This is a genomic window from Pseudomonas shiyinii, from assembly GCF_056725765.1.
This window is the reverse complement of the sequence record NZ_CM161522.1, coordinates 5,000,462-5,019,148: the sequence shown is the minus strand read 5'-3', so window position 1 is coordinate 5,019,148 and position 18,687 is coordinate 5,000,462. Positions and strand designations below refer to the sequence as shown.

At 59.1% G+C, this 18,687-nt stretch carries 7 protein-coding genes; 5 read left to right on the top strand and 2 right to left on the bottom strand.

Features of this window, described 5'->3' with window-relative positions; all coding sequences use genetic code 11:
* Positions 1 to 269 precede the first annotated feature (269 nt).
* Together ACXHGZ_RS22700 and ACXHGZ_RS22695 are read left to right on the top strand one after the other, a co-directional pair.
* Positions 270 to 12,065, top strand: coding sequence for a retention module-containing protein (locus ACXHGZ_RS22700; RefSeq protein WP_480461685.1), 11,796 nt, complete (start codon positions 270 to 272; stop codon positions 12,063 to 12,065).
* A gap of 157 nt (positions 12,066 to 12,222) precedes the next feature.
* Complete coding sequence (locus ACXHGZ_RS22695) at positions 12,223 to 12,564, top strand: tryptophan synthase subunit beta (protein WP_084858793.1); 342 nt, start codon at positions 12,223 to 12,225, stop codon at positions 12,562 to 12,564.
* A gap of 54 nt (positions 12,565 to 12,618) precedes the next feature.
* On the opposite strand, the gene lapD is transcribed toward ACXHGZ_RS22695, so the two are convergent.
* Both lapD and lapG read right to left on the bottom strand, forming a co-directional pair.
* Positions 12,619 to 14,565, bottom strand: coding sequence for a cyclic di-GMP receptor LapD (gene lapD / locus ACXHGZ_RS22690; protein ID WP_480461683.1), 1,947 nt, complete (start codon positions 14,563 to 14,565; stop codon positions 12,619 to 12,621).
* 10 nt (positions 14,566 to 14,575) lie between these two features.
* Positions 14,576 to 15,337 carry a cysteine protease LapG gene (gene lapG / locus ACXHGZ_RS22685; protein ID WP_480461681.1) on the bottom strand — a complete coding sequence of 254 codons (762 nt, stop codon included), beginning with the start codon at positions 15,335 to 15,337 and terminating at the stop codon, positions 14,576 to 14,578.
* 222 nt (positions 15,338 to 15,559) lie between these two features.
* On the opposite strand from lapG, the gene ACXHGZ_RS22680 reads away from it, so the two are divergent.
* The 3 genes from ACXHGZ_RS22680 (at position 15,560) to ACXHGZ_RS22670 (ending at position 18,681) form a co-directional block, all read left to right on the top strand.
* Positions 15,560 to 16,252: a GntR family transcriptional regulator gene (locus tag ACXHGZ_RS22680; protein WP_224457570.1), complete on the top strand. Its 693-nt coding sequence runs from the start codon at positions 15,560 to 15,562 to the stop codon at positions 16,250 to 16,252.
* Between the two features lie 726 nt (positions 16,253 to 16,978).
* A complete protein-coding gene (locus tag ACXHGZ_RS22675) occupies positions 16,979 to 17,755 on the top strand; it encodes a DUF3050 domain-containing protein (protein WP_480461679.1) in 777 nt (258 codons plus the stop codon).
* Positions 17,752 to 18,681: a diiron oxygenase gene (locus ACXHGZ_RS22670; RefSeq protein WP_368829085.1), complete on the top strand. Its 930-nt coding sequence runs from the start codon at positions 17,752 to 17,754 to the stop codon at positions 18,679 to 18,681. Before ACXHGZ_RS22675 ends, ACXHGZ_RS22670 begins: the two co-directional genes overlap by 4 nt.
* The last annotated feature ends 6 nt before the right edge of the window (positions 18,682 to 18,687 follow it).

The window sequence follows — 18,687 nt, the reverse complement described above, 5'->3', positions numbered from 1 at the left end:
ATGGACCGTAGTACGGACTTCCGGAGGGGTACTGGATGTACGAAGGAAGGGTGGCTGCCAGTTAAATATCAATGTGACATTACTTGGACGATTGTTTAGGATGGCAGCCAGAAGGTCAATAGTTTGGCATAAAGTTAATAGCCAGAAATTATAGACGTAAATTTGACGAATTAATGCGTCAAAACTTTTTTGAAATATTCCATCGGAAGGCCGCACGCGTACATCGGCTGGGCATGGAAGCCATCTGAACGGGAAACCCGGAGAGTCCAATGAGCAGTGTTGTTGCTATCGTCAAAAGCATTGTTGGCCAAGTCATCGCAGAATCCCCTGAAGGTATCCGCCGTGTACTGGTCGAAGGCGACCGCCTGTTCGCCGGCGAGCAGGTGCTAACCGGCCTGGGCGGTGCCGTCACCCTGGAACTGGCTGATGGCCGCCTGCTCGATTTGGGCCGCGACACCCAATGGAGCGCCGACACGCCCGACAGCACTGCCGACTTGAGCCAGGCGACCGCCCAAGCGGCCCCCTCCGTGGAAGAACTGCAACAGGCCATTGCCGCAGGCCTCGACCCGACCACCGAACTGGAAGCGCCTGCAGCCGGCCCGGCCTCGGCGGGTGGCAACGGCGCCCTGGGTGGCGGCCATAGCTTCGTGATGCTCGAGGAGACCGCGGGTGCCGTGGACCCGACCATCGGCTTCCCGACCGACCCGCTGGGCTTTGCCATCGTGCAGGCCAACGAGGAAATCGGCGGGCTCGACCCCAACGGCACGACGACCAACAACATCATCCCCGTCGCCACTGGACTTACCCTGACCGCCACCCCTTCGATCACCGAAGCAGGTGGCGTGATCGTCTACACCGCTACCGTGGGCCAGCCGCCACTGACCAACCTGACCGTGACCCTGTCCAACGGCGCTGTCATCGTGATTCCGGCTGGCCAAACCAGCGGTAGCGTCAATGTCACCATCGCGCCCAATGACACGGTGTATGTCGACGGCGGCGAGATCTCCGCCTCCATCACCGGCACCAGCGGTGGCAATGGCTTGGTCGTCACCCCGGACACGCGCCCGGCGGTGACCGAAGTCACCGACACCATCGACAACACCACCGCTACGCTGACCGCAACGCCGAGCGTGAGCGAAGGCGGTGTGATCACTTATACCGTGACCTTGAGCAACCCCGCGCAAACACCGGTCACTGTGACCCTGTCCAACGGACAGACCATCACCATCAAGGCCGGCGAGACCACCGGTACCGTGGACTTCCAGACCCCGGCCAATGATGTCTACAACAATGGCAGCACCGTATCGGTCACCATCGACAACGCCACCGGCGGCAACTTCGAGCAGCTGACGCCGAACCCGGCGCCTGCCGAAACCGTCATCACCGATTCGGTCGACACCACCAGCGTTACCCTGACCGCGACGCCAGGCATCACCGAAGGGGGCGTGATCACCTACACCGCTACCCTGAGCAACCCTGCACAAACGCCGGTCACCGTGACCCTGTCCAACGGACAGGCCATCACCATCAAGGCCGGCGAGACCACCGGTACCGTGGACTTCCAGACCCCGGCCAATGACGTCTACAACAATGGCAGCACCGTCAGCACCACCATTACCGGCGCGAGCGGTGGCAACTTCGAGAAGCTGACGCCGAATCCGGCCCCTGCAGAAACCGTCATCACCGATTCGGTCGACACCACCAGCGTCACCCTGACCGCGACGCCCGGCATCACCGAAGGGGGCGTGATCACCTACACCGCTACCCTGAGCAACCCGGCGCAGACGCCGGTCACCGTGACCCTGTCCAACGGCCAGACCATCACCATCAAGGCCGGCGAGACCACCGGTACCGTGGACTTCCAGACCCCGGCCAATGATGTCTACAACAATGGCAGCACCGTCAGCACGACCATTACAGGCGCGAGCGGTGGCAACTTCGAGCAGCTGACGCCGAACCCGGCGCCTGCCGAAACCGTCATCACCGATTCGGTCGACACCACCAGCGTCACCCTGACCGCGACGCCAGGCATCACCGAAGGGGGCGTGATCACCTACACCGCCACCCTGAGCAACCCGGCGCAGACACCGGTCACCGTGACCTTGTCCAATGGCCAGACCATCACCATCAAGGCCGGCGAAACCACCGGTACCGTGGACTTCCAGACCCCGGCCAATGACGTCTACAACAATGGCAGCACCGTATCGGTCACCATCGACAACGCCACCGGCGGCAACTTCGAGCAGCTGACGCCGAACCCGGCACCTGCCGAAACCATCATCACCGATTCGGTCGACACCACCAGCGTCACCCTGACCGCGACGCCAGGCATCACCGAAGGGGGCGTGATCACCTACACCGCCACCCTGAGCAACCCCGCGCAAACGCCGGTCACCGTGACCCTGTCCAATGGACAGACCATCACCATCAAGGCCGGCGAGACCACCGGTACCGTGGACTTCCAGACCCCGGCCAATGATGTCTACAACAATGGCAGCACCGTCAGCACCACCATTACCGGCGCGAGCGGTGGCAACTTCGAGCAGCTGACGCCGAATCCGGCGCCTGCCGAAACCGTCATCACCGATTCGGTCGACACCACCAGCGTCACCCTGACCGCGACGCCCGGCATCACCGAAGGGGGCGTGATCACCTACACCGCCACCCTGAGCAATCCGGCGCAGACACCGGTCACCGTGACCCTGTCCAACGGCCAGACCATCACCATCAAGGCCGGCGAGACCACCGGTACCGTCGATTTCCAGACCCCAGCCAATGACGTATTCGTCAATGGCAGCACTGTCAGCACGACCATTACAGGCGCGAGCGGTGGCAACTTCGAGAAGCTGACGCCCAACACCACACCTGCCGAAACCCAGATCAAGGACAGTATCGACACCGTGACAGTCAGCATCGCCGGCAACGGCGATGTAACCGAGGCCCAACAACCGGCCTTCACTGTCAAGGTCAGCCAGAAGCTGGATCACGACCTGACCGTCACCTTGAGCAATGGGGACAAAGTGGTCATCAAGGCTGGCGAAACCGAGATCGAGTACAAGCTCGACGCCCAGGGCGACGACGTATTCACCGATCCCGGCAAGGTAACATTGGGCGTTACCGATGCCAGTGTTGATGGCAAGCAGTTCGAAGACCTGCAATTGGGTGGCGAAGCGAGCGTTGCGATCACCGACACAGTCAGCGAAGTGACGGCCACGTTGTCTGTGGATAAGTCGAGCGTTACGGAAGGTGGTGAGATCACTTATACCGTGACCCTGAGCAATGGGCAGAAACTGCCGGTCAACGGCCATGGTGGCCTGGTCTTCACTCTGACCGATGGCACCAAGGTTTCTATTCCTGCCGGCAGCGCCAGCGGCTCTATCACCGTCAAAGCACCGGACGACGTGTTCACCGGTGGCCAGCCGACCATCACCAATAAGCTTGAGTCGGTAGAAGGCGGCGACAAGTTCGAGAAGCTGACTTTGGGTGAGAACTCTGTTTCGACGGAAATCACCGATGAGCCAGGTTCGGGCACCAATACCGGCAACGAAGGCGACAAGTTCGAAGTCACTATCGTCAGCAAAGGTGATGTCACCGAAGACCAGCAGCCGACCTTCACTATCCGGATCAGCGAAAAGCTCGATCACGATGTAACGATCACGCTGAGCAACAACCAGCAGGTCGTCATTCAAGCCGGTAAAACCGAGGTCGATTATTCGTTGCCGGCCCAGGGCGATGACGTATTCAAGGACGCAGGTGAAGTTTCGCTGGGTGTCACCGATGCGACCGTTGCCGGCAAGCAGTTCGAAAACCTACAACTGGGCGACAAGGCCACCGTCAACATCACCGACACGATCAGCGAAGTAAAAGCCACGCTGTCTGTGGATAAAACTACTGTCGCTGAAGGCGGTGAAATTACCTACACCGTCACGCTGAGCAACGGGCAAAAACTGCCGGTCAACGGCCATGGTGGCCTGGTCTTCACTCTGACCGATGGCACCAAGGTTTCTATTCCTGCCGGTAGCGCCAGCGGCTCCATTACCGTTAAAGCGCCAGACGACGTGTTCACTGGTGGTCAGCCGACCATTACCAACAAGCTTGAGTCGGTAACGGGCGGTGAGAAATTCGAGAAGCTGACCCTCGATGATCAATCCGTCTCGACTGAGATCACCGATGAGCCAGGTTCGGGCACCAATACCGGCAACGAAGGCGACAAGTTCGAAGTCACTATCGTCAGCAAGGGTGATGTCACCGAAGACCAGCAGCCGTCCTTCACTATCCGGATCAGCGAAAAGCTCGATCACGATGTCACCGTCACGCTGAGCAACAATCAGCAGGTGGTCATTCAAGCGGGTAAAACCGAAGTCGATTACTCGCTGCCAGCCCAGGGCGATGATGTATTCAAGGACGCAGGTGAAGTTTCGCTGGGTGTCACCGATGCGACCGTCGCCGGCAAGCAATTCGAGAATCTACAGCTGGGCAACGACGCCACGGTCAAGATTACCGATACCGAAAGCGAAGTCGTTGCCACACTGACTGTGGATAAATCTACTGTCGCCGAAGGCGGTGAAATCACCTACACCGTCACCCTCAGCAATGGCCAGAAACTGCCGGTCAACGGCCATGGTGGCCTGGTCTTTACCCTGTCGGACGGCACCAAGGTTTCTATCCCTGCCGGCAGCGCCAGCGGCTCTATAACCGTCAAAGCGCCAGATGACGTGTTCACCGGTGGCCAGCCGACCATTACCAATAAGCTTGAGTCGGTAGAAGGCGGCGACAAGTTCGAAAAACTGACTCTGGGTGAGAACTCTGTTTCGACGGAAATTACCGATGAGCCAGGTTCGGGCACCAATACTGGCAACGAAGGCGACAAGTTCGAAGTCACCATCGTCAGCAAGGGTGATGTCACCGAAGACCAGCAGCCGACCTTCACTATCCGGATCAGCGAAAAGCTCGATCACGATGTCACCGTCACGCTGAGCAACAATCAGCAGGTCGTCATTCAAGCGGGTAAAACCGAGGTCGATTACTCGCTGCCGGCCCAAGGTGATGATGTATTCAAAGACGCAGGTGAAGTTTCGCTGGGCGTCACCGATGCGACCGTTGCCGGCAAGCAGTTCGAGAATCTGCAACTGGGCGACAAGGCCATCGTCAACATCACCGACACGATCAGCGAAGTAAAAGCCACGCTGTCTGTGGATAAAACTACTGTCGCTGAAGGCGGTGAAATTACCTACACCGTCACGCTGAGCAACGGGCAAAAACTGCCGGCCAACGGCCATGGTGGCCTGGTCTTCACGTTGACCGATGGCACCAAGGTTGCTATCCCTGCCGGCAGCGCCAGCGGCTCTATCACCGTCAAAGCACCGGACGACGTGTTCACCGGCGGCCAGCCGACCATCACCAACAAGCTTGAGTCGGTAGCGGGCGGTGAGAAGTTCGAGAAGCTAACCCTCGATGATCAATCCGTCTCGACTGAGATCACCGATGAGCCAGGTTCGGGCACCAATACCGGCAACGAAGGCGACAAGTTCGAAGTCACTATCGTCAGCAAGGGTGATGTCACCGAAGACCAGCAGCCGTCCTTCACTATCCGGATCAGCGAAAAGCTCGATCACGATGTCACCGTCACGCTGAGCAACAATCAGCAGGTGGTCATTCAAGCGGGTAAAACCGAAGTCGATTACTCGCTGCCAGCCCAGGGCGATGATGTATTCAAGGACGCAGGTGAAGTTTCGCTGGGTGTCACCGATGCGACCGTCGCCGGCAAGCAATTCGAGAATCTACAGCTGGGCAACGACGCCACGGTCAAGATTACCGATACCGAAAGCGAAGTCGTTGCCACACTGACTGTGGATAAATCTACTGTCGCCGAAGGCGGTGAAATCACCTACACCGTCACCCTCAGCAATGGCCAGAAACTGCCGGTCAACGGCCATGGTGGCCTGGTCTTTACCCTGTCGGACGGCACCAAGGTTTCTATCCCTGCCGGCAGCGCCAGCGGCTCTATAACCGTCAAAGCGCCAGATGACGTGTTCACCGGTGGCCAGCCGACCATTACCAATAAGCTTGAGTCGGTAGAAGGCGGCGACAAGTTCGAAAAACTGACTCTGGGTGAGAACTCTGTTTCGACGGAAATTACCGATGAGCCAGGTTCGGGCACCAATACTGGCAACGAAGGCGACAAGTTCGAAGTCACCATCGTCAGCAAGGGTGATGTCACCGAAGACCAGCAGCCGACCTTCACTATCCGGATCAGCGAAAAGCTCGATCACGATGTCACCGTCACGCTGAGCAACAATCAGCAGGTCGTCATTCAAGCGGGTAAAACCGAGGTCGATTACTCGCTGCCGGCCCAAGGTGATGATGTATTCAAAGACGCAGGTGAAGTTTCGCTGGGCGTCACCGATGCGACCGTTGCCGGCAAGCAGTTCGAGAATCTGCAACTGGGCGACAAGGCCATCGTCAACATCACCGACACGATCAGCGAAGTAAAAGCCACGCTGTCTGTGGATAAAACTACTGTCGCTGAAGGCGGTGAAATTACCTACACCGTCACGCTGAGCAACGGGCAAAAACTGCCGGCCAACGGCCATGGTGGCCTGGTCTTCACGTTGACCGATGGCACCAAGGTTGCTATCCCTGCCGGCAGCGCCAGCGGCTCTATCACCGTCAAAGCACCGGACGACGTGTTCACCGGCGGCCAGCCGACCATCACCAACAAGCTTGAGTCGGTAGCGGGCGGTGAGAAGTTCGAGAAGCTAACCCTCGATGATCAATCCGTCTCGACTGAGATCACCGATGAGCCAGGTTCGGGCACCAATACTGGCAACGAAGGCGACAAGTTCGAAGTCACCATCGTCAGCAAGGGTGATGTCACCGAAGACCAGCAGCCGACCTTCACTATCCGGATCAGCGAAAAGCTCGATCACGATGTAACGATCACGCTGAGCAACAACCAGCAGGTCGTCATTCAAGCCGGTAAAACCGAGGTTGATTACTCGCTGCCGGCCCAGGGTGATGACGTATTCAAGGACGCAGGTGAAGTTTCGCTGGGCGTCACCGATGCGACCGTTGCCGGCAAGCAGTTCGAGAATCTGCAACTGGGCGATGACGCCACGGTCAAGATTACCGATACCGAAAGCGAAGTCGTTGCCACGCTGACTGTGGATAAATCTACTGTCGGTGAAGGCGGTGAAATCACCTACACCGTCACGCTGAGCAACGGCCAGAAATTGCCGGTCAACGGCCATGGTGGCCTGGTCTTCACCCTGACTGATGGCACCAAGGTTTCTATCCCAGCCGGCAGCGCCAGCGGCTCTATCACCGTCAAAGCGCCAGATGACGTGTTCACCGGTGGCCAGCCGACCATCACCAACAAGCTTGAGTCGGTAGAAGGCGGCGACAAGTTCGAAAAACTGACTCTGGGTGAGAACTCTGTTTCGACGGAAATTACCGATGAGCCAGGTTCGGGCACCAATACTGGCAACGAAGGCGACAAGTTCGAAGTCACCATCGTCAGCAAGGGTGATGTCACCGAAGACCAGCAGCCGACCTTCACCATCCGGATCAGCGAAAAGCTCGATCACGATGTCACCATCACGCTGAGCAACAACCAGCAGGTGGTCATTCAAGCCGGTAAAACCGAGGTCGATTATTCGTTGCCGGCCCAGGGCGATGACGTATTCAAGGACGCAGGTGAGGTTTCGCTGGGTGTCACCGATGCGACCGTCGCCGGCAAGCAATTCGAGAATCTGCAACTGGGCGATGACGCCACGGTCAAGATTACCGATACCGAAAGCGAAGTCGTTGCCACGCTGACTGTGGATAAATCTACTGTCGCTGAAGGCGGCGAGATTACCTACACCGTGACCCTGAGCAACGGCCAGAAACTGCCGGTGACAGGCCATAACGGCCTTGAATTCACCCTGTCGGACGGCACCAAGGTTTCTATCCCTGCCGGCAGCGCCAGCGGCTCCATTACCGTCAAAGCGCCGGACGACGTATTCACCGGTGGCCAGCCGACCATCACCAATAAGCTTGAGTCGGTAGAAGGCGGCGACAAGTTCGAGAAACTGACTCTGGGTGAGAACTCTGTTTCGACGGAAATCACCGATGAGCCAGGTTCGGGCACGGGTACTGGCACCGGCAACGAAGGCGACAAGTTCGAAGTCACCATCGTCAGCAAGGGTGACGTCACCGAAGACCAGCAGCCGTCCTTCACCATCCGGATCAGCGAAAAGCTCGATCACGATGTCACCATCACGCTGAGCAACAATCAGCAGGTGGTCATCCAAGCCGGTAAAACCGAGGTCGATTACTCGCTGCCGGCCCAGGGCGATGATGTATTCAAGGACGCAGGTGAAGTTTCGCTGGGTGTCACCGATGCGACCGTCGCCGGCAAGCAGTTCGAAAACCTGCAACTGGGCGACAAGGCCACCGTCAACATCACCGACACGATCAGCGAAGTGAAAGCCACGCTGTCTGTGGATAAATCCACTGTCGCCGAGGGCGGTGAAATCACTTACACCGTCACGCTGAGCAACGGCCAGAACTTGCCGGTCAACGCCCATGGTGGCCTGGTCTTCACCCTGACCGATGGCACCAAGGTCACCATCCCGGCCGGTAGCGCCAGCGGGTCCCTGACCATCACCACCAAGGACGACCCCTACGTCGGCGGGCAACCGAGCCTGGTGAACAAACTCGTATCGGTCGAGGGCGGCGCCAACTTCGAGAAGTTGAGCCTCGACGGCACCACGCTGACCACTACCGTGACCGATGAGCCAAGCGGCCAGGGTGACCTGACCACCATTGGCATCAGTGGTGACAGGTCGGTCACCGAAGGCGACATTGCCCACTACAACCTGACCTTGAGCAACCCCACCAAGAGCGAAGTCACGGTTACCCTGTCCTACAGCGGTACCGCCACCGATGGAGAGGACTTCCAGGGTATCGTCACGGTGAAGGTCCCGGCCAACAGCACGGGGACCAGCTTCGACATCCGGACCATCGATGACCGCTTCGCCGAAGGTGCCGAGCACTTCGTGGTGAAGATCGACAAGGTCTGCGGCGGCGGTTTCGAAAACCTGCAAGTCGATGCGAACCATGCCAGCGTCACCACCACCATCATCGACAACGACCATGTGCCGGTGTCCACTGGCGGCGCCGTCACCGGTGTGGAAGACCTCGGCTATACCTTCGGTTGGAGCGACTTCAATGTCTCAGATGCCGATGGCAATACCGAGCTGGGTGTGACCATCAGCCAGCTGCCGGGCCAGGGAAGCCTGAAGTTCTTCGATGGCAGCAACTGGGTCGACGTCAAGGTCAACCAGACCATCAGCCAGCAGGACATCGATGCCGGTCACCTCAAGTTCGTGCCGAAGGCCAACGAGTCGGGTGTCGATGGCTACGGTGGCACGGGTGTCGGCAACCAGCAGGCCGACTACGCGCACATCAAGTACAAACCGAACGATGGCACCAATATCGGTGGCGAAGTCACCCTTAAGGTGGACATCACCCCCGTAGCCGACAAACCGACCCTGGAGATCGGCAGCAACACCGTCGACTCCATCGGCCTGACCAAAGAAACCTGGAACAGCCTAAAAGGCCTGGGTACCGGCGGCAATGGCATCACCGGCAAGGCGTTGCAGGATGTGTTCGCCAACTCCGGCCAGGCCAGCAAGTCAGAAACGACCAGCAATGTGCAGTCCGTGAGCGACGTGACGCCTGGCACCGGCACCAAGGTTTCCGGCCTGATCTACCTGGAGGCCGGCCAGACCTATACCTTCAGCGGCACAGCCGATGACAGCATGGTCATCAATATCGGCGGCACCAATGTGGTAGAGGCTACCTGGGGTGCGGGTGGCAAGGTCTCGGGCAGTTTCACACCGCCCAAGAGCGGCTACTACACACTGGAAATGCTTCATGCCAACCAGGCAGGTCCCGGTAGTTACGACGTCAACATCCGAGTCGGCACCGGGCCGGTGACAGACCTCAACAGCGGCGCCGTCCCGATGTTCCCGAACGTGGATGCTCTGGTGAATGCAGGCGTCAGCGTCTCCGAGCTGCATGGCGATGGTGGCAGGGGTTACTACGATGGCTTCAAGCTCAACGAAAGCGCCGAGAACGGCACGGTCAAGCTGGTAGGTATTTCCACCCAACTGACCGATACCGATGGCTCCGAGTCGCTGAACGTCAAGCTGGGCGGCATCCCGCAAGGCTCTGTGCTCAGCGACGGCGCCGGCCACACCGTGACCGTGGGCAAGACCGAGGTCGACGTGACGGGCTGGAACCTCAACGGCCTGACCATCAAGCCACCTGCGTATTACCAGGGCCAGTTCGATGTGAAGGTCACCTCGACGTCCACCGAAAACGTCGGCGGCAGCAAAGCCGTCAGCGAAGGCACGATCAAGGTCACGGTGTATCCGGATACCTACAACACCAGCAACCTCACGGTGGAAAACGACAGCGTTACCGGCACCACCGGGAATGACATCGTGGTTGCCGACGTCAATGGCCTGCACGTAGTACCGGGCCAGGACTACAACCTGGCGTTCATCGTCGATACCTCCGGCAGCATGGGCTCATCTGGCGTGACCGCAGCACGCAATTCGCTGAAGTCGGTTTTCGAGACGCTGGCCAACAGCGTCAAGGGTGCGCAGTCCGGAACCGTGAACATTCTGCTGGTGGACTTTTCCAACCAGGTCAATACCACCGTGTCGATCAACCTGGCCGACAAGAACGCCCTGGCCACCCTCAACACCGCATTGAACAAACTGACCGCAGGCGGCAACACCAACTACGAAGATGCGTTCAAGACCACCGCAAACTGGTTCCATGAGCTGATGGAAGCAGGCAGCACCGGCAGTCGCCAGACATTCTTCATCACCGATGGCAAGCCCAACTACTACCAAAGTGGTGAGCGCCCCAATCCAACCTTCGGTTATTCAGGCTACAAGTTGGACGAGGTACTGGACGGCTACAAGATTGGTACTGTCGTGGACCGGGAAATGCTTGGCAGCAATACCCGCTACAGCATCGACAAGAACGGGTACCTGACCGTTGAATACAAAAGCGATGGCAGGTGGTGGACCGACTCCAATGCCACAGGACAATTGCATGCCCAAGGCGACGGAACCTACGAGCTTTCCGAAGTCACCGCGGGCCGCTGGCAATCAACCGTAGATCAGAATTCCCAGCAAGGCTTCGAGAAGCTGTCAGAGGTATCCACTGTCGAAGCCATTGGCCTGAACAAAGGCGTCAATGCCAACGACCTGAAGCCCTACGACAGCGACGGCAAACCGCAGACCAACATCGACCCGAGCAAGCTGGCCGAAGCCATCCTGGGCCACACCGAAGCGGCCGCGCCAGGCAATGACACGGTCAACGGCGGCGATGGTCACGACATCATCTTCGGTGACTTGATCAGCTTCGATGCAATCCCGGGTAACGGCGTCGAGGCCATGCAGGCCTATGTAGCCGGCAAGCTAGGGACCACTGCCGACCAGGTCGACGGCCGTGTGCTGCACCAATACATCACCGAGCATGTCAGCGAGTTCGACATCTCGGGCAGCAACGATGGCAGTGATACCCTGCTCGGCGGCGATGGCAACGACATCCTCTTCGGTCAGGGTGGCAGCGACTTCCTGAACGGTGGCAAAGGCAATGACATCCTGCTGGGAGGTACCGGCAATGACACGCTGATCGGCGGGCAAGGCAACGATGTGCTGGTCGGCGGCGGCGGTGCCGATATCTTCATGTGGAAGGCCGGCGACACCGGCCACGATGTCATCAAGGACTTCAACAGGGACCAGGGCGATCGCCTCGACCTGCGCGACCTGTTGCAGGGCGAGAAGGCCAGCACCATCGATGACTACTTGAAGATCACCACAGTCGGCGGCGATTCGACCCTGCAGATCAGCAGCCAGGGCAAGCTCAACGAGGCCGGCGGCCTGGCCAACGCCGACGTGACCATCAAGCTCGAGGGCGTCAACTGGTCGAACACCACGATCAACTCGTTGATCAGCGGTGGCGATCCGACCATCAAGATCGACAATTCCAACAGCTGAGCCCACCCGATGCGGCGGCCCTCGTGGCCGCCCGCGAGGCCTGGGCTTCCCCGGCCAATGCCTGACGGCGCATACTCGTGCGCCGAAGGCACACCGGGTGAACTTTGCCTATGCTGCTGCCTACCAAGATGGAATCAATGTGACGAGGGTCGACGCCATGTTCTACGTGCAACGCGACGCCGCGGGCCAGCTGCAGCGAGTAGAAGCCGCGCCCTACGCCGAGTACACCGAAATACTCCCGGCCGACCATGCCGAAATCCAGGAATGGTTCGCCGACGATGTGGTGGAAAACAGCCTGCGTCAGCTCAAGCAGAGCGACCTGGACATGATCCGCGTACTGGAAGACCTGATCGAGGTGCTGACCACCAAAGGCGTTATCAGCATCACCGACCTGCCCGCCGGCGCCCAGGCCAAGCTGCTCAATCGCTCTTCGGCGCGCAAGGCATTGGGCAGCTTGAACAACCTGATCGAGGAAGATGAGGAAGGTGGGTTGATCTGAACTTCAGCACGTTGGGCTGTCCCGCGAACACCGGCCAGCCGATGCCATTTGTATTCATTTCCAGGGCACAGGTTCGCCGACCAGTTGCCCCTGGACCCCTTGAATCCCCATCTCGCGCAACACCTGCAATTCGCCTTCTGTCTCGACACGCTCGGCAATCAGCGGCAGGTCGATGCTGTGCGCCGCCCGCTGCACAGCTTCGATGAACAAGCGCTTGTGCTGTTCCTGGTCGATGTTACGGATGTAGCTGCCATCGATCTTCAGGTAGGCCAGGCCCAAATGGGCCAGGTTGCCAATCATGCTGAAGCGACCGCCAAAGCGTTGCAGTGCCAGGCCGAACCCCAAGGTATGCAGACGGCGCGTCAGTTGTTCGAGCACCTGCTGCTCAGGCAATTGCTCCTCGCCGATCTCCAGCGTAAGGCGCGAGCCAAGCCCGGCATACTGGCTCAGCAATGCGTGGATGCGCTGCAGCGCACCGGCATCGGCCAAGGTCGCCGCAGACAGGTTCACCGCCAAGGCATCGCCATGGGTTTTCAAGTGCGCCAGTACTTTTTCCAGCACCAGCACATCCAGCCGTGGCATCCAGCCGAAGCGCTCCAGCCAGGGCAGGAAGCGCCCTGCCGCCACTGCCTCGGCCGGAGCATCGTGCAGGCGAGAAATGACCTTGTAGTGCAGCACCCGCTCCGGCCTAAGGCTGTCGACCACCGGCTGGAAGAACAATTCGAATTGCCCCTTGGCCAGCGCCTGGTCCAACCGTTCATGCCAGGCATGATGGCTATCGGCAGCCTGCGCCGCGACCCCTTGCTCCAGGCATACCCAACCAGGCTCAGGCTGGCTCTCGGCACGGGCCAGGGCTTCGTCGGCCAGCTTCAACAGTGCATGGGGCGCGTCCCCTGGGCTATAAGGCGCAAGGCCTATGCAGGCCACCGGGTCGACATCGCTGGCGCCAGTCTGGTGCAGGCTTTGCAGGGTGGCCTCCAGAGCCTGGGCCAGCTGTATGGCCTCCTCATGGACCATGCCCGGCGCCAGCACAGCGAACTCGCCCCCACGGCTGCGGGTGATCAGGTTATTGGTTTCGGGGTAGTGGGCGCAGGTTCGCCGTAACTGCTCACCCACCGCTTGCAGCAACTGATCGGTACGCTGGCCGCCCAGGCGAGCATTCAGGCCAGCCAGGTCCTGCACCCGCAATAGCAGCAGGTAGCCTGCACGTGCGTCCTCCAGGTTGCTGACACGGGCGTTGAGCTGCATCTCGAAATAACGACGGTTGGCCAGACCCGTCAGGCTGTCCTGGTACGACTCCGAGCGCAGCCTCTCGCTACGCTCGGCCTGTTCGTTGAACAACGCCTTGAGCTTCTCGACCATCTGGTTCATGGCCTGCACCACCCGGCGCAGTTCTGGCGTGCGTGGCAGCTCCGGCAGGCTGAGGAACTCGCGCCGGGCAATAGCGTGGGACTGGGCAACCATATAGTCCAGCGGACGTAACTGGCGCCGCAGCAACAGAGCGCCCAGTACAGCGCTCGCCGCGCCACACAGCAGCAGCCAGCCGAGACTGCCCAGAGCGCTCTGCCAAAGCTTGGCCAAGGCGAACATTGGGTGACTGACCACTTCGACCCGTGCCGCCTGCTGCCACCCACGGCTGACAATAGCATCGCCACCGGCCGGCTCCAGGCCGATCAGGCGAATGAACCAGGCGGGTACGCCATTGCTGTCTGGTTCGGCATGACGCTCTACCAATACGGCATTGGAGCCCAAGTCGACGACTTTGATGCTCGAGTAGTAACCGCTGTCGAAGATCGAGCTGACCATCAGCTCGACCATTGCCGGGTCGTCGATATTGGGGGTCAGCGACAGGGCCAGTGCAGTGGCCGCGTCCTGGGCATGGGAGCGCAACTGGTTGACATACTGGCTGCGCGAGCTTTCGAGGCTGACCATGAAGCTGCCGCTGAACGCGACCACCAGGAACAGGCAAATGGCAAGCAGCAATTGTTTGAACAGTGACATCTGTGCTCCTTCAGTAGACCGGTTCGGCAGGGAACCCTTCGGCCTGCATTTTCTTCAGCAAATCCTGCCAACGGGACAGGCGCTTGGTATCGCCGACCTTCTTGTTGCCTGCGGCCCCCGTCAGCCACAAGCCTTCACCATTGAAGGCATACACCGGCAACAGGTCGCTACGCTGGCTGGCCGGCTTGATGGCATCCATCAGGCTGTCCAGCACCAACGGCTGGGCCTGTGGGCTTGAATAATAGGTCAGGACCATGTGCGCCCTGTTCTGACGCAGGGCCTTGACGTAGGTAATGCGCAGTTTTTCGCTGGGTATGCCCATGCGCCTGAGGCTGAAGTACTTGGCGATCGCGTAGTCTTCGCAATCACCGGCGCCTTTGATCAGCGACTGGATCGGCGTCGCCCAGTAGTCGACGTCGTGCCACAGGTCGATATCCTCGACATAGCGCAACTGTTGGTTGAAGAAGCGGTTGACCGCCTGCAGGCGATCCAGCTCGCTGCCCTGCTTCTGGGTGGCCAACAGGTTCTGCCAGGCATCGATACGACCTTGCCCCGCCCCCAACTGGCCATAGAGCGATTGCGCACGGCGGCTGATCTGGGAAAAATCCCAGTCCGCCTGCAAAACGCCCGACAGCAGGCAGCCGAACAGCGCGGCAAGGCCAATGCGCCGCAAAGCTACTATCAGCATAGGGGGTGTTGCCACTGCGCAGACCCGTTCAGCCCCTGGAAAAGCCGTGATGGTGCTGCCTGTGGAAGGAAAAGACAATGGCACATTACAATCACGGTATGTTATCCAGAACCAGATTTCTTCCGTATTCCAGAGAGAAAAGTACTGCTTTCCTCACCCTGGGAGTTCCTTCACGATAGCCTCTTTCCTGCCTCGGCCTAACCCCCTTGGCCAGTGCACGCATCGTCGCGACAGTTTGACAATTGCCCCCTCAACTCACTAGTGTAATTGGATCCAATTTCCAATAGGCATCGAGGCATACACCGCGTGGCCGAAAAAACTCGACTTCTGAAAACCGTTCTAGGTAGTGTGCAGGTACCACCGCACCAGGCCCGTAGCGTCATCGAAGAGCGCCTGCGCAGCGCGATCGTCGATGGTCGTCTGCCGCCTGGCACGGCCTTGCGCCAGCAGGAAATCGCCACGCTGTTCGGCGTAAGCCGCATGCCGGTGCGTGAAGCCCTGCGCCAGTTGGAGGCGCAATCGCTGCTGCAGGTCGTCATGCACAAGGGAGCCGTGGTCGCCCCTCTGATCGGTGAGGATGCCGTCGACACCTATGCGCTGCGTGTACTGCTCGAGTCCGAAGCACTACGCCAGTCGATCCCACTGCTCGATGCCGATGATATCGCCCAGGCGCGCGGCTATATCCAGCAGTTGGAGAACGAGACCCGTCATGCCGAGATCGGGCGCCTCAATCGCCTGTTGCACATGACCCTCTACAGCAAGGCGCCCAACCAGAAGCTGCTGCGCATGATCGAAATCGAGCTCAACGAAGAGGAACGCTTTTTGCGCTTCCACCTCTCCTCGATGGGCCTGGGCAAGCTTACCCAAGACGATCATATCGCCTTGGTGGACGCCGCCAGCGACAAATCGGTAGATGAAGCCATCAGGGTGCTGGAAGAGCACCTGAACAATGCCTCTCGCACGATCCGCAAGTACCTGAACAGCCAGTCGGCCCACTGAGGTCGACTGCGCAGCTTCAAAACCTCCCTACCCCTCGTGACAATACGCTTGCCCGCTACCCCAATGCGCGCGCGCGAGCGCTGATACCTCTCAAAACCTTCTCCCATCCCGCCGCACACCGATAGGTTTCCTGGCCCCCCCAAGCCTCGCCACCCCGTCATCCTTCCTGTCTTTTCGCAATCCTCGCCCACCGGCATGGCAGTGCCCAGCATTTCGGCCCACTCTACACCTCGCAACGATGCTGATCGCCATCGGGCAGGCTGGATCGTTGCCTTCCAATCGTTCATCAGGAGGGGCCAGCGACCGGGGCGCAGTAGACAACAGCCCCCCAAATTTCCAATTCCGAACGCCTTATTTACCAAGTGCTTGGGTGACCTATTCACCTATAACTTCAGAATTTTCTGATATTTATTATCGGAAGGAGCACTTTTTTGCCAAATAAAACTTCGCCAAAAGTTTTATCGAACTCGCTCGTCCATAATAAATTGAAAGCTCAAAAAATATAAAAAAATAATTGCAGGCAACTTTGCAATTGTTCTAACTTTTATCCCGTCAGCAGACCACCAGCGCGCCGGCGACCATCGCAATGCATGCCAATGCCTGCGGATATCAACGCCTATTCATCATCGAATTCTGCCTCGAGGCCTTCGCACGCCCTTAATAAATATGACGCATTAAAAGCCAACAAAACAACCTCATTGGAAAACATTACCGAAGGAATTCATCATGCACGCACTGCACGACACGCTGTCGCTCAAAAAACAGCAACTTTCCAAACACCCCGTCTTTTCCGAAATCACGTCTTTGACGGTATTGCGACGCTTCATGGAAACCCATGTATTCGCAGTATGGGACTTCATGTCATTGACCAAACGCCTGCAACTTGAACTCACCTGCGTCAGCCTGCCCTGGTTGCCGCCGGTGGATCCGGCAGCAGCCCGCCTTATCAACGAGATCGTCCTAGGCGAGGAATCCGATGACCGTGTCGATCATGGCTACTACAGCCATTTCGAACTGTATCTGGATGCCATGCGGGAAGTAGGCGCGAACACTACAGCCATCGAGCAATTCGTTGCACTTCAGCAGCAAGGCATTCACTACCTGGACGCCCTGCAGCGCTGTGGTGCCCCGGACGCCGCCCAGCGTTTCGTTCGCCAAACCCTGAGCGTTGCACTCGACGCCCCTCGTCATCATGTGGCCGCTGCATTCCTGCATGGGCGCGAAAGCGTCATCCCGGCGATGTTCCAGCAGATCCTCGATCAATGGGAGATCGGTAGCGAACAGGCCCCGACCTTCCGCTACTACCTGCAACGCCATATTGAAGTCGACTCGCAAGACCATGGCCCCGCAGCGGAACGGCTGCTGGCCCGGCTGGTCGAGGGCGACCCGCTGCGCCTGGCAGAGGTGTATCAGGCCGCCATTACTGCCGTGGACAATCGGATGGCTCTGTGGGACCGGGTGCGAACCCAGCTTCACGCCGCACTCGGCGAGGTGGCCCAATGAGCGCACCCAAGTACAGTTCGTTCGCCGATGTGTGGGAAGCACGCGCAACCATCCGCACCCGGCCGCGCAGGCTGTTGGAGAACGACCAGCGACTGATCTATCCACTCTGCCGTCAACCGCTGGTGCTCAGCGCCACCTTCCAGCGCGAATGCCCGCAACTACGCGATTTCGTGTTGGTACAGAGCCTTTACAAGTTCATCAACGACGTCGTGATCTTCGAGACCGAAATCGTCGATAGCACCGCACGGCGCATCGCCAAGGAACGCTTCGCCATACCGTTCCCCTATGCCTGCCGCTACGACGCCATGACCGTTGTCGTGGATGAGGACTACCACGCGCTGGTGGCCATGGACTTCCTCCAGCAGACCATCGCCATGACTGGCATCGAGCCAATCGCCCTGCCTCGACAGATCGAACTCAGCCGGGCCATCCCCGCAGCGCTGGCCGAAGTCCCTGAGCGGTTGCGTGACGCCATGGAGCTCATCTGTGTGGGAATAGCCGAAAACACCTTGACCGACGATGTCGCCGCCTTTTCCCGCGACGATACGGTCAAGCCTTCGATCAAGGGCCTGATGGCCGACCACCTGCTCGACGAAGGGCGCCATTCCAGCTTCTGGACACGCCTGACGCGGATCTACTGGCATACCGCTCCCCAACCCGATCGTGAAGCCATCGCGAACGTCTTGCCTGTGTTCCTTGGCCAATACCTGACCAACGATCTGCAACAAGCATTCGATTTCCAGCTGATCGAGGCCTTGCCGGTGGCACAGGACATTCGCCAGGCCTTGCGCGAAGAAGTCCGCAGCCTGGCCTACCCGATCAATCACCAGCATCCGCTGCTGGGCAACATCCTGCGCTTCCTGCGCAGCAGCTCGATGCTCGAGTCGCCCTGCGTACAGGATGCGCTACGTAACTATCTGCCTTGAGGAAGC

Coding starts and splice junctions, on each gene's coding strand:
- ACXHGZ_RS22700 (WP_480461685.1), top strand. CDS start 270: ATGAGCAGTGTTGTTGCTATCGTCAAAAGCATTGTTGGCCAAGTCATC.
- ACXHGZ_RS22695 (WP_084858793.1), top strand. CDS start 12,223: ATGTTCTACGTGCAACGCGACGCCGCGGGCCAGCTGCAGCGAGTAGAA.
- lapD (WP_480461683.1), bottom strand. CDS start 14,565: ATGTCACTGTTCAAACAATTGCTGCTTGCCATTTGCCTGTTCCTGGTG.
- ACXHGZ_RS22675 (WP_480461679.1), top strand. CDS start 16,979: ATGCACGCACTGCACGACACGCTGTCGCTCAAAAAACAGCAACTTTCC.
- ACXHGZ_RS22670 (WP_368829085.1), top strand. CDS start 17,752: ATGAGCGCACCCAAGTACAGTTCGTTCGCCGATGTGTGGGAAGCACGC.